Annotated in this window: 10 protein-coding genes; 8 read left to right on the top strand and 2 right to left on the bottom strand. The window is 68.9% G+C overall.

The window, feature by feature from the left end:
- Positions 1-4 precede the first annotated feature (4 nt).
- A complete protein-coding gene (locus AC1VVG_RS31445) occupies positions 5-931 on the bottom strand; it encodes a 2-hydroxyacid dehydrogenase (RefSeq protein ID WP_482837401.1) in 927 nt (308 codons plus the stop codon).
- An 11-nt stretch (positions 932-942) separates the two neighbouring features.
- A complete protein-coding gene (locus AC1VVG_RS31450) occupies positions 943-1,803 on the bottom strand; it encodes a GNAT family N-acetyltransferase (protein ID WP_049031037.1) in 861 nt (286 codons plus the stop codon).
- Between the two features lie 467 nt (positions 1,804-2,270).
- Between AC1VVG_RS31450 and AC1VVG_RS31455 the strand changes: the two genes are divergently transcribed.
- The 8 genes from AC1VVG_RS31455 (at position 2,271) to AC1VVG_RS31490 (ending at position 12,718) form a co-directional block, all read left to right on the top strand.
- Positions 2,271-2,939 carry a haloacid dehalogenase type II gene (locus tag AC1VVG_RS31455; RefSeq protein ID WP_034191869.1) on the top strand — a complete coding sequence of 223 codons (669 nt, stop codon included), beginning with the start codon at positions 2,271-2,273 and terminating at the stop codon, positions 2,937-2,939.
- A gap of 172 nt (positions 2,940-3,111) precedes the next feature.
- On the top strand, positions 3,112-4,650 hold the full coding sequence (locus AC1VVG_RS31460; RefSeq protein ID WP_367190481.1) for a methyl-accepting chemotaxis protein: 1,539 nt from the start codon (positions 3,112-3,114) through the stop codon (positions 4,648-4,650).
- Positions 4,651-5,310: 660 nt separating this feature from the next.
- The gene (locus tag AC1VVG_RS31465; RefSeq protein WP_034191867.1) at positions 5,311-6,894 is read left to right on the top strand and encodes an ABC transporter substrate-binding protein; all 1,584 of its coding nucleotides are present in this window, start codon (positions 5,311-5,313) and stop codon (positions 6,892-6,894) included.
- A gap of 79 nt (positions 6,895-6,973) precedes the next feature.
- Positions 6,974-7,927 (top strand): ABC transporter permease, encoded by a 954-nt coding sequence (locus AC1VVG_RS31470; RefSeq protein WP_034191866.1) that lies wholly within the window; start codon positions 6,974-6,976, stop codon positions 7,925-7,927.
- Positions 7,928-7,957: 30 nt separating this feature from the next.
- On the top strand, positions 7,958-8,914 hold the full coding sequence (locus tag AC1VVG_RS31475) for an ABC transporter permease (protein ID WP_034191865.1): 957 nt from the start codon (positions 7,958-7,960) through the stop codon (positions 8,912-8,914).
- Positions 8,914-10,788 (top strand): ABC transporter ATP-binding protein, encoded by a 1,875-nt coding sequence (locus tag AC1VVG_RS31480; RefSeq protein ID WP_034191864.1) that lies wholly within the window; start codon positions 8,914-8,916, stop codon positions 10,786-10,788. The genes AC1VVG_RS31475 and AC1VVG_RS31480 overlap by 1 nt, the downstream gene beginning before the upstream one ends.
- Before the next feature lie 196 nt (positions 10,789-10,984).
- Positions 10,985-12,262, top strand: a complete 1,278-nt coding sequence (locus tag AC1VVG_RS31485) for an NAD(P)/FAD-dependent oxidoreductase (protein ID WP_034192031.1) — start codon at positions 10,985-10,987, stop codon at positions 12,260-12,262.
- Between the two features lie 24 nt (positions 12,263-12,286).
- Positions 12,287-12,718: a helix-turn-helix domain-containing protein gene (locus tag AC1VVG_RS31490; RefSeq protein WP_027791940.1), complete on the top strand. Its 432-nt coding sequence runs from the start codon at positions 12,287-12,289 to the stop codon at positions 12,716-12,718.
- Positions 12,719-12,777: the final 59 nt, after the last annotated feature.

Raw genomic sequence — 12,777 nt, forward strand, 5'->3', positions numbered from 1 at the left:
CGCGTCAGTAGCCGCGTGTGCGGTCGACGATGCCGATCATCGGTTGTCCTGCACGATGGCGCGCGAGATTCGCGAGCACGGCGTCCACGGCGGTGTCGGGCCGCGTGGCGCTCGCGATGTGCGGCGTGATCCGGATGCGCGGATGCGCCCAGAACGGATGACCGGCCGGCAACGGTTCGGGGTCGGTTACATCGAGGATCGCGCTGTCGAGCCGGCCGCTGTCGAGCGCGGCGAGCAGCGCGGCCGCATCGAGCTGCGGCCCGCGCCCGACCTGCACGAGCGACGCGCCGGTCGGCAGCGCATCGAACACGCGTGTGCCGAGCAGCCCGCGCGTGCCGTCGGTCAGCGGCAGCAGGCAGATCAGGATGTCGGTGCGGGCGAGGAACGGTTCGAGCGCGTCGTCGCCGGCGTAGCACGCGATGCCGTCGAGCGTGCGCGGCGTGCGGCTCCAGCCCGCGCACGGGAAGCCGAAGCGCCGGAGCATGTCGAGCACCGCCTGGCCGAGCGTGCCGAGCCCGAGGACGCCGATCCGCGTCGACGCGGCGGCGCGCACCGGTTTCTCGTGCCACACCTGCGCGCGTTGTTGCGCCGCGTAGTCGAACAGGTCGCGGTGAATCGTCAGCACCGCCTGCGTCACGTATTCGACCATGCCCTCGACGATGCCCGGCTCGATCATCCGCACGACGGGGATGTGCGGCGGCACGCGCGACAGGTCGAACTGATCGATGCCGGCCCCGACCGAGAACACGACCTCGAGATTCGGGAGCAGCGCGGCCGGATCGTCCGGCGGCTGCCACGCGGCGAGATAGCGGACCGCCTCCGGGTCGCCGATGTCCGGCCAGATCCGGAACGCGAGATCGGGTGCGCGCTGCGCGAAGCGCTGTGCCCATTGCGCGCCGCGCACCGGGTCGGCCTTGTACAGGAAGCTCATCTTCGTTCCGCTCAGCCGAGTGCCTGGTTCACGATCGCGTACGCGCGCAGCGCCGGATCGCGCTCGGGCGCGGCGCCGCGCGCCATCGCGACGACGGTATCGACGCGCGGCAGCCCGAGCCCCTGCAGCCAGTCGGACAGCCCGCTGTCGCCCGGCACGTCGAGCCGCACGAACATGCCCTCGTGCAGGGCGAGCCAGTGACTGATCAGCGCCTGCGCGCGCTGCGCGTCCGGTGCGACCACCGGGCCGATCGCGTGGCCGCGGCCGAAGCGGCGGAACAGCGCGAAGCCGAGCAGCTCGCCGTCGCGATCGAGCGCGATGCCGTTCGCGACGTCGAGCAGCGCGCCGATCACTTCGTCGCGCTGATAGCCCGCGGCGCGCGACGCGAGCGCGGCAAGGCGCGGGCCGTCGTTCGCGCCGATCGGCCGCAGGCGCTCGCCGGGCGGCAGCGATATCAGCGGCGGCTGGAAGGCGGCGCCCTGGTGTTGATCGATCGTGCCGATCGCTTCGAACCCGAATTTCGCGTACAGCGGCTCGCCGGCCGGCGTCGCGTGCAGGAACACGGTCCGCGGGCCGAAGCTGTCGACCAGGCGGGCGAGCAACTCGCGCCCGATGCCGCGGCCCTGGCGCTCGGGCGACACGATGACCATGCCGAGCGACGCGTGCGATTCGCCGAAGCGCCAGCCGAGCGCGGTGCCGACGACGCCGGTTTCGTCTTCGGCGACGAAGCCGCCGCCGAGCTGGAACACGAAGCGCCAGTCGTCGAGCCGGTGCGGCCACTTGACGGCTTCCGACAGCCGGTGCGCGGCGGGCAGGTCGGTTTCGGCGAACGGGCGATAGGTAAGCGTGCTGGAAGGATTGAGGTCGGACACGCCGGACTCCGGAGGGGTGGGAATGACGCATCACTGTGCCAGCGAGGCCGCGGGGCGGATAGGACGATTCGCCTGTTTTCCGGCGGCGGCGGGCGCGCCCGCGAATTCGATGCAAACCGGCTCGATCGGCGCGAACGAACGCCCGGATCGTGCTGGCGAGACGGGTCAATCCGGCCACGCGTGCTGTGGAATACCACTACGATCAATGGCACGGCGGCACTGCCGCCTGCCGAAGGGCCGCATCGGCAGACGGGCTCGCCGCGGTAGCGCGGCGCCCATCGGCGCCCGCCGCCCGCGCCGCGCCCGATCGTGCCGCAGATCGTGCTGCATGTGGCGGGCAACACGCGGCGATTCTGCGTTTTGAGCGGCGCCGAACGATGCGCGGACGACTTTTTGCCCTGATTCAATTTCGTTAAATCCAGCCCGTCCCCGGCCCTGCCGGGGCTTCACACCGACAGGACGTCACCATGATCCAGTTTGAACCGAAGTACATCACCTTCGACTGCTACGGCACGCTGACCCATTTCCGGATGGCCGAGACGGCGCGCGAAATCTATGCGGACCGGCTGTCGCCGGCCGCGATGGAGGCATTCGTGCGCGCGTTCGCCGCCTATCGGCTCGACGAGGTGCTCGGCGCGTGGAAGCCGTACCGCGACGTCGTCGTCAACGCGGTCCGCCGCACCTGCGCGCGGCTCGGCGTGAAGTTCGACGAGGCCGAGGCCGAGCTTTTCTATCATGCGGTGCCGACGTGGGGCCCGCATCCGGACGTGCCGGCCGGGCTGTCGCGGCTGGCGTCGAAGTACAAGCTGGTGATCCTGTCGAATGCGATGGACGAGCAGATCATGAGCAACGTCGACAAGCTGGGCGCGCCGTTCCACGCCGTGTTCACCGCGCAGCAGGCGCAATCGTACAAGCCGCGGATGCAGGGCTTCGAATACATGTTCGACAAGCTCGGCTGCAAGCCCGAGGACGTGCTGCACGTGTCGTCGAGCCTGCGCTACGACCTCATGACGGCCGAGGATCTCGGCATCAAGCACAAGGCATTCGTGAACCGCGGCCACGAGCCGGGCACGCCGTTCTACAACTATTACGAAGTGTCGGACATCGGTCAGCTCGCGACGCAACTCGGGCTGTAAGCCGGCCGCGCCGGCCGATTCGTCGAGCGCCGGGGCGCGGCCGTGATGCCGTCGCGTCCCGGCGCGTTCGGTCAGCGCACGAAATGAGGGTAATTACCGATATTGAGTCGTTCAAGGCGGGGCCGCCCGGGCCGATATATGTACCGAACGGTTAATATTTCGAGGCCCCCGCATGAAGTTGTCCACCAAACTGCTGATGCTCGTCGCCGCGGCGCTGCTCGGCGTCGTCCTGCTGGCCGCGTTGTCGCTGCACACGCTGCGCGACGCGCTGATCGACAGCCGCCGCGAAGAGATCGTCATTCTGCTGACCAAGGCCGAGCATCTGGTCGATTCGTATCGCGCGATGCAGACGAGCGGCACGCTCACGCAGGAGCAGGCGCAGCAGCAGGCCAAGGCCGCGCTGGCGGCGCTCAACGCGAATTCGAAGAGCTACTTCTGGGTCACGACGTCCGACGGCGTCAACCTCGTGCACCCGAACGCGAAATTCATCGGCACGCGCGCGAAAGGCAACCGCACGACCAGCGGCATGACCGACAGCGAGGCGTACCGCGCGGGGATGGCGCAGGCGCATTTCGCGCTCGTCGACGTGCTGATCAAGCGCAGCCCCGACGCGGACCTGGAGCCGAAGCTGCAGGGCGTGGTCGCGATTCCGGACTGGAACTGGTGGATCGGCACGGGATTTTTCTACGACGACATCAACGCGGCGTTTGCCCGGCTCGCGATGGTGCTGGGCGCCGTCGCGCTCGTCATCGCCGCGGCGCTCGCGGCCATCGCATGGGGCGTGCTGCGCAGCGTCAGGCGCACGCTGGGCGGGGAACCCGCGCATGCGACGCAGATCGCCGCCCGCATCGCCGCCGGCGAACTGGACGTGCAGTTCGATACGGCGCATGCCGCGCCCGGCAGCCTGCTCGTCGCGCTGGGCGACATGAAGGCGCGGCTGACCGACACCATCGCCGAGATCCAGACCACGACCCACTCGATCGCCACCGGCACCGGCGAGATCGCGCAAGGCAACCTGGATCTGTCGCAGCGCACGGAGCAGCAGGCCGCGTCGCTGCAGGAAACGGCGGCGAGCATGGAGCAGATCACGTCCACGGTCAAACAGAACGCCGACAACGCGCGCCAGGCGAATGCGCTCGTGGCCCAGGCCAAGGATGCGACCGAGCTTGGCGGCGCCGCCGTGCACGCGGTCGTCGAAACGATGCGGCAGATTTCGGACGGATCGGTGCGGATCGCCGACATTACCGTCGTCATCGAAAGCATCGCATTCCAGACCAACATTCTCGCGCTCAACGCCGCGGTGGAAGCCGCGCGGGCCGGCGAGGAGGGGCGGGGGTTCGCCGTCGTCGCATCGGAAGTCCGCTCGCTCGCGCAGCGCAGCGCGGCGGCCGCGAAGGACATCAAGGGATTGATCGACGCGTCGGTCGAGCGGGCCGGCAGCGGCAGCCGGCTCGTCGAGACGGCCGGCGAGCGCATGACCGAGATCGTCCGGTCGATCGACCGGGTGGCGGACATCATGGGCGAGATTTCCGCGGCATCGGCGGAGCAAAGCACCGGCATCGAACAAATCGGGCTGGCCGTCGCGCAAATGGATGAAGTCACCCAGCAGAACGCCGCGCTCGTCGAGCAGGCAGCGGCCGCCGCCTCGTCGCTGGACGAGCAGGCGGCGCGCCTGCGGGCCGCCGTATCGGTATTCCGGCTCGCTGCGTGACGGCTTCGCGCCGTCCGCTCGCGGGGGCGCATCATCCTGGCGCCTGGGCGCCGCGCCGGCGAGCGCCCGGTGAGCGCGGCGACATGCCCGGTGACGCATGCATCGCCGCTCGCGGCCGCGGCGCCTGACGGCTGCACGGGCCCGGTTTCCGGGCAGTCCCGTCATCTTCCCGTCTTCCCGCCAAGCCGTTCCGATCGAGCGGCATTCTTCCGAACTTTACTGCGCGACGTCCCGTCGCGATCCCCATCGTCGCCGCTCGTTTCGACCGTCTTGGGCACGCGCACACACATTCGACACAAACGTGCGGTTTGCGTGAGTCAAACGCGCGCCGGATGCCGAACGGGCAATTTTGTCGGCGCAATCTGCGGCGGCTGCGGCCTTACGATTTCCTGTATCGACACGGGTCGGGCAGCCGCCGCGACACGCCGCCGGGCGCACGACGACACATGCGCGCACGCAGCAATTCATGCTGCGCGGGCGGCTCAAAACGGTCGATTCGTATCGTGCGGGCCGCCCGAATCGCGACAAACCGCATTTTGGCGATGCTTAAATGAACTGCATGTGTACGACGTCGCGCCCGCCACCAGCAAGCGGGCGCGGCGGGATTGAACAACCACGCTGGACCCTTGGACCCACTTCCCACAGTCAGGAGCAGTTCGGATGAGCGACGATATCGACAATGACGGCAAGGGCGGCTTCACGCGCCGCGACATGATGCGGGTCATGGCGGCGAGCGGCATGATGGCCGTCGGCGGCGGCGGGCTGCTGATGGATGCGCAGTCGGCATTCGCCGCGCCCGCGCCGAAGCGCGGCGGCAAGATCCGGGTCGCGAACGAAGCCGGCTCGACGGCCGATACGCTCGATCCGGCCAAGGGCTCGACGGGCGCGGACTACACCCGTTTCTTCATGTTCTACAGCGGTCTCACGCAGCTCGATGCGAGCCTCACGCCGCAGATGAACCTCGCCGAGTCGCTGCAGACGACCGATGCGAAGACGTGGATCATCAAGCTGCGCAAGGGCGTCACGTTCCACGACGGCAAGCCCGTCGGCCCGGCCGACGTGGTGTTTTCGCTGATGCGCCACAAGAACCCGGCCACCGCGTCGAAGGTCAAGCCGCTCGCCGAACAGTTCGCGGATGCGAAGGCGACCGGCCCCGACGAAGTCACGCTGACGCTCGTGAGCGCGAACGCCGATCTGCCGGTGATCCTCGCGACGCCGCAGCTCGTGATCGTCAAGGACGGCACGACCGACTTCAGCACCGGTATCGGCTGCGGCCCGTACAAGCTGAAGTCGTTCAAGCCGGGCGTGGCGACCATCGGCGTGCGAAACGACAGCTACTTCAAGCCGGGCAGGCCGTATCTCGACGAGATCGAGCTGATCGGCATCGGCGACAGCGCCGCGCGCCTGAACGCGCTGCTGTCGGGCGACGTGCACCTGATCAACGCGATCGATCCGCGCTCGACGCAGCGGGTCTCGTCGACGCCGGGCTACGCGCTGAAGGAAACCAAGTCGGGCCTCTATACCGACCTGATCATGCGCAGCGACAACCCGATCGTCTCGAATCCCGATTTCGTCGAAGGGATGAAGTACCTGTTCGATCGCGAGCAGATCCGCACGGCGGTGTTCCGCGGCTACTCGGTGATCGGCAACGACCAGCCGATCCCGCCGGGGCATCGCTACTTCAACGCGTCGCTGCCGCAGCGGGCGCACGATCCGGACAAGGCGAAATTCCTGCTCCAGAAGGCGGGCGCGCTCGGCACCACGCTGCCGCCGATCTATGCGACGTCCGACGCGAACGGGTCGATCGAAATGGCCGTGCTGCTGCAGCAGGCCGGCCAGAAGATCGGGCTGAACCTGCAGGTCAACCGCGCGTCGCCCGACGGCTACTGGTCGAACCACTGGATGAAGCACCCGCTCACGTTCGGCAACATCAACCCGCGTTCGAGCGCCGACGTGCTGTTCACGCAGTTCTTCAAGTCGGATGCGCCGTGGAACGAATCGGGCTGGAAGAACGCGAAGTTCGACCAGTTGCTGCTCGCCGCGCGTTCGGAAACCGACGACGCGAAGCGCAAGCAGATGTACGGCGACATGCAGGTGATCGTGGCGCAGCAGGGCCGGGTCGGCATTCCGGCGTTCATCAGCTTCCTCGACGGATACGACAAGCGGCTCGCGGGCCTCGGCTCGATCCCGACCGGCGGGATGATGGGCTTCATGTTCGCCGAGAACGTGTGGTGGAACGCGTGACGTCGTGGCTGGCCGCCGTCGCGCGGCCGGTGCGGGCCCCCGCGCCGGCCACGCACGGTTTTTTCGGGAGTGCTGCTCCATGAACCGAATTCTCATCGGGCTGATCGGCCGGCGCATCGCGGTCACCGCGCTGACGCTGCTGATCGTGTCCGCGATCATCTTCACGATCACGAACCTGCTGCCGGGCGACGCCGCGCAGGCCGCGCTCGGCCAGTCGGCGACGCCGGAGACGGTCGCCGCGCTGCGCCAGCAGTTCGGTCTCGACATGCCGGCGCACGTCCGTTACGTGCACTGGCTCGCCGGGCTGTTGCACGGCGATTTCGGCCGGTCGCTGTCCGGCGACATGCCGGTGTCGGAGCTGATCGGCGGCCGCCTGCCGAAGTCGCTCGCGCTTGCGGCGATCACGACCGCCGTGTCGGTGCCGATCGCGCTGCTGCTCGGCATCCTGGCGGCGGTCAAGCGCGAGACGGTGGTCGACCGCGTGATCAGCCTCGGCACGCTGTCGCTCGTCGCGACGCCGGAATTCCTGATCGCGACGGTCGCCGTGCTCGTGTTCGCGGTGAAGCTGCACTGGCTGTCCGCGCTGTCGTACAGCGGCCCGATCGAGAGCCTGCACGATTTCCTGCGTGCGTATGCGATGCCGGTGTTGACGCTGTGCGCGGTCGTGATCGCGCAGATGGCGCGCATGACGCGCGCCGCGGTGATCGAGCAACTGAGCGCGTCGTACGTCGAGATGGCCACGTTGAAGGGCGCAAGCCCCGCGCGCGTCGTGCTGCGCCATGCGCTGCCGAACGCGATCGGCCCGATCGCCAATGCAATCGCGCTGAGCCTGTCGTATCTGCTCGGCGGCGTGATCGTCGTCGAGACGATCTTCAACTATCCGGGCCTCGCGAGCCTGATGGTCGACGCCGTCAGCAACCGCGATTTCCCGTTGGTCCAGGCGTGCACGCTGATCTTCTGCGTCGCTTACCTGACGCTCGTGCTGTTCGCCGACCTGTGCTCGATCGTGTCGAACCCGCGACTGCGCACCTGAGTGTTTCGTCTTCCTTCCGAGATGCCGCCCATGCAACCGATCGAACCCGTACAACGCAGCAGCCCGCTGCCGCCATCCGACGACCCGCCCCTGGGGCGGGGCAGCATGCCGCCGGCCGCGCCTGCCCCCGACCAGCCGCGCAAGCGCCGCACCGCGCGCATCGCCTTGACGACCGGCGGCCGCGTCGGTCTGGCGATGGTCGGCCTGATGCTGTTCATCGCCGTGTTCGCGCCGCTGCTCGCGCCGCACGACGTCGGCGCGATCGTCACGCCGGACGTGTTCGCGCCGTTCAGCGCGAAGCTGCCGTTCGGCTCCGACTTCCTCGGCCGCGACATGCTGAGCCGGATCCTGTACGGCGCGCGGCTGACCGTGCTGCTCGCGCTGGCCGCGGTGCTGCTCGCCGCCGTGACCGGCACGACGCTCGGGTTGCTCGCGACCGTGTCGGGCCGCGCGGTCGACGAGACGATGAGCCGGCTGCTCGACGCGCTCACGTCGATTCCGTCGAAGATGTTCGCGCTGATGTTCGTCGCCGCGTTCGGCTCGTCGTTGCCGCTGCTGGTCCTTACCGCCGCGGTCAGCTACATGCCCGGCTCGTACCGGATCGCGCGCGCGCTCGCCGTCAACATCAGCACGCTGGAATTCGTGCAGGTCGCGCGTGCACGCGGCGAAAGCGCGCTGTACATCGCGTGCGTCGAGATGCTGCCGAACATGATCCACCCGATGCTGGCGGACACCGGGCTGCGCTTCACGTTCGTCGTGCTGCTGCTGAGCGGCCTGAGCTTTCTCGGGCTCGGCGTGCAACCGCCGTACGCGGACCTCGGCTCGCTCGTGCGCGAGAACATCGCGAGCCTCGGCGACGGCTCGGCCGTCGCGATCGTGCCCGCGGTCGCGATCGCGATCCTGACGGTGGGCGTCAACCTGATGATCGACGGCCTGCCGCATCGCGGCCGCCGCAAGGGCGCGGCCGGCGCCGCCGGAGGACACTGATGCGACACGAATCGAACCCGCTCGTCGAGGTGCGCGGGCTGCGCGTGGTCGGCGGCCGGCCGGGCGGCGAGGAAACGACAATCGTCCACGGTGTCGACTTCGACATCGCGCGCGGCGAGGTGCTCGCGCTGATCGGCGAATCGGGCTCCGGCAAGACGACGATCGCGCTGTCGCTGATGGGCCATGCGCGCGCCGGATGCCGGATCGCCGGCGGCTCGGTGAAGCTCGACGGCACCGACGTGTGCACGCTTTCCGCAGCGGCGCTGACCGCGCTGCGCGGCCGCAAGGTCGCGTATATCGCGCAGAGCGCGGCCGCCGCGTTCAACCCGTCGCGCACGATTCTCGACCAGGTGATCGAGAGCGCGCTGATCCACAAGACGATGACGAAGCGCGACGCGCAGGCGAAGGCGATCGAGCTGTTTCGCGCGCTCGCGCTGCCGGAGCCGGAGACGATCGGCAAGCGCTATCCGCACCAGGTATCGGGCGGTCAACTGCAGCGGCTGATGGCCGCGATGGCGCTGATCACGGATCCGGAGCTGGTGATCCTAGACGAGCCGACCACCGCGCTCGACGTGACCACGCAGATCGACGTGCTGCAGGCGTTCAAGAGCGTGATCCGGCGCTACGGGATGAGCGCGGTGTACGTGTCCCACGACCTGGCCGTGGTCGCGCAGATGGCCGACCGGATCGTCGTGCTGAGCGACGGTGTGATCCGCGAGGCGGGCGACACCGAACAGATCCTGCATGCGCCGACGCACCCGTACACGCAGAGCCTGATCGCGGCGGTCACGCCGAACGATGCCGAACGCGACGCGCAGGGGCAAGCACCGGAGCCGGCCGCGCCGACGCCGCTGCTCGACGTGCGCGGCGCGATCGCCGGCTACGGCGGCCGTACCGCCAAAGGGTGGCCCGCGAAGGTGATCCTGCACGAAGTCGACCTGCGCATCGGGCGCGGCCAGACGGTCGGCGTGATCGGCGAATCGGGCTCCGGCAAGACCACGCTCGCGAAGGTGATCGCGGGCCTCGTGCCGGCGACGGGCGGCAAGATCCTGCTCGACGGCGAGCCGCTCGCGCTCGATATCGTCAAGCGCACCAAGGAGCAGCACCGCCGCGTGCAGATCGTGTTCCAGAACGCCGATACCGCGCTCAACCCGGTGCATACCGTCGAGCGCACGCTCGCACGGCCGCTCGCGTTCTATCACGGCATCAAGGGCGCGCGTGCGCGGCAGCGCGTCGCGGAGCTGCTCGAACTCGTGCGGCTACCGCCGGCGGTGGCCTCGCGGCGTACCGGCGAGCTGTCGGGCGGCCAGAAGCAGCGCGTGAACCTCGCGCGCGCGCTCGCGGCCGAGCCCGACCTGATCCTGTGCGACGAGGTCACGTCGGCGCTCGACACCGTGGTCGGCGCCGCGATCATCGAGCTGCTGCGCGACCTGCAGGCGAAGCTCGGCGTGTCGTACGTGTTCATCACGCACGACATCGCGAAGGTGCGCGCGATCAGCGACGACATCGTCGTGCTGTATGCGGGCCGCCGCGTGGAGACGGGCAGCCGCGACGCGCTGTGCGCGCCGCCTTATCACCCGTATTCGCACTTGCTGGTGTCGTCCGCGCCGGAGTTGCGCGCGGGCTGGCTCGACGATGCGGCCGAGCGTTGCCACCGGCCGCTGGTGCCGATCGGCGAGCGCGAGAACGAGGCCGAGCTGTGTCCGTTCCTGTCGCGCTGCGCGATGCGTGTGGACGGCGTGTGCAACCGCACGGCCCCGTCGCTGCGCACGCTCGGGAACGGCGCGCAGGTGCTGTGCCATCGCAGCGAGGAAGATCTCGCGCGCTTCCAGGCGGAGCCGATTTCCGCTGGCGTCGCGCCGGTACAGCTGTAGTGCGAGGCGCGCGAACCGTTCATCGCGCGGTGCGGTGGACGGCCCGCCGCATAGTCTGCTGCGGCGGTCGCGCAAAACGGCAATTTGCACGCGTGCCGCGCGCGAATACGCGGCAACTGCGGTTTTTGACGGTGATTAAATGATTCTCATTGAACGTTCGCCGATCGACATTGCCGGCATGCACAAGAAGGATCCAATGAAACTGGAATCGTACTGGCTGGATACCCGCCCCGCGTTTCGTGCCGGAAGCGTTGGTCCCGTCGAAGGGCGGGCCGACGTCGTCGTGATCGGCGGCGGTTTCACCGGCTTGTCGGCGGCGCTCGCGCTCGCGCAGCGCGGCGTGTCGGTGGTCGTGCTCGAAGCCGCGCAGGTGGCCGGCGAGGCGTCCGGCCGCAACGGCGGCCAGTGCAATACGGGCGTCGCGCAGGACTACGCGTCGCTGGCCGCGCGCATTGGCGCCACGCAGGCGAAGCAGTTTTATCTCGCGTACGAAAGCGCGGTGAAGAGCGTCGAGACGATCGTGACCGAACAGGCGATCGATTGCGATTTCCGGCGCGCGGGCAAGCTGAAGCTCGCCGCGAAGCCGCAGCACTTCGCCGGGCTCGAAAAGACCTTCGATGCGTTGCGCCGCGACGTCGATCCCGACATCGAGCTGATCGAGCCGTCGCGGATCCGCGATGAAATCGCATCCGACGGTTTCTACGGCGGGCTCCTGCAGCGCAACGGCGCGCAGATGCACATGGGCAAGTTCGGCGTCGGCCTCGCGCAAGCGGCCGTGCGTGCCGGCGCACGCGTGTACGAGCAGGCGGCCGTCACGCAGCTCGACCGGCTCGACGGCGAGCGTCACTCGATCACCAGCACCCGCGGCACGATCGTCGCCGATCGCGTGCTGGTCGCGACCGGCGCATCGCAGCACGGCCCGTTCGCGTGGTTCCGGCGGCGCATCGCGCCGGTCGGCAGCTTCATCGTCGTCACCGAGCCGCTGGCCGACGCGCAACTGAACCGGCTGTTCCCGCATCGCCGCGCGTACGTGACGTCGCGCCAGATCGGCAACTACTTCCGCGTGACGCCCGACAACCGGCTGCTGTTCGGCGGCCGCGCGCGTTTCGCGATGTCGAGCCCGCGCTCGGATACGAAAAGCGGCGACGTCCTGCGCGCCGGCATGGCCGGCTACTTTCCGGAACTGGCCGACGTGCGGCTCGACTACTGCTGGGGCGGCCTCGTCGACATCACCGCCGACCGGCTGCCGCGCGCGGGCCAGCACGACGGGCTCTATTACTCGATGGGCTACAGCGGCCACGGCGTGCAGATGTCGGTGCACATGGGCCGCGTGATGGCCGACGTGCTGTATGGCGCAGCCGCGTCGAACCCGTGGCGCGAGCTCGAATGGCCGGCGATACCGGGCCATTTCGGGCACGCGTGGTTCCTGCCGCTCGTCGGCGCGTATTACCGGATGCAGGATTTCCTGCACTGAAGCGAGCGCCCGGGAGGATACGACATGACAGTGCAACTCGTTGGCTCGTCTCGTGTCGCGCGGCCCGTCTCGCCGGCGATCGGCGACGTGCTGCGCGCGATCGATGCATCGTTCGCGCAGCCGCTGAACCTCGACACGCTCGCGGCGGTGGCCGGATTGAGCGTGTCGCGTTTCACCGCGCGCTTTCGCAGCGAAACCGGCTTGTCGCCGCACCGGTATCTGTGCCTGGTGCGGGTACGCCGTGCGCAGGACCTGTTGCGCGCCGGTCTCGCGCCGTCGGTCGTCGCGACCGACGTCGGTTTCTTCGATCAGAGCCATCTGTGCCGGCATTTCCGGCGGGTGCTCGGGATCACGCCGCGCGATTACGTGGTCGCGCGGGCAGGCGGTGCGACGGCGCGCACGTCTTCGACGCGCAGGCATGCCGAGCGCCGCGAAGCGTCGTGTCACGCGGCGTAGGCGCACACACGCACGGTTCGCATGCCGGGGAGGTCCGGCGGCAGAGCCGGCGAACGACG

Source organism: Burkholderia sp. L-4 (assembly GCF_056856535.1).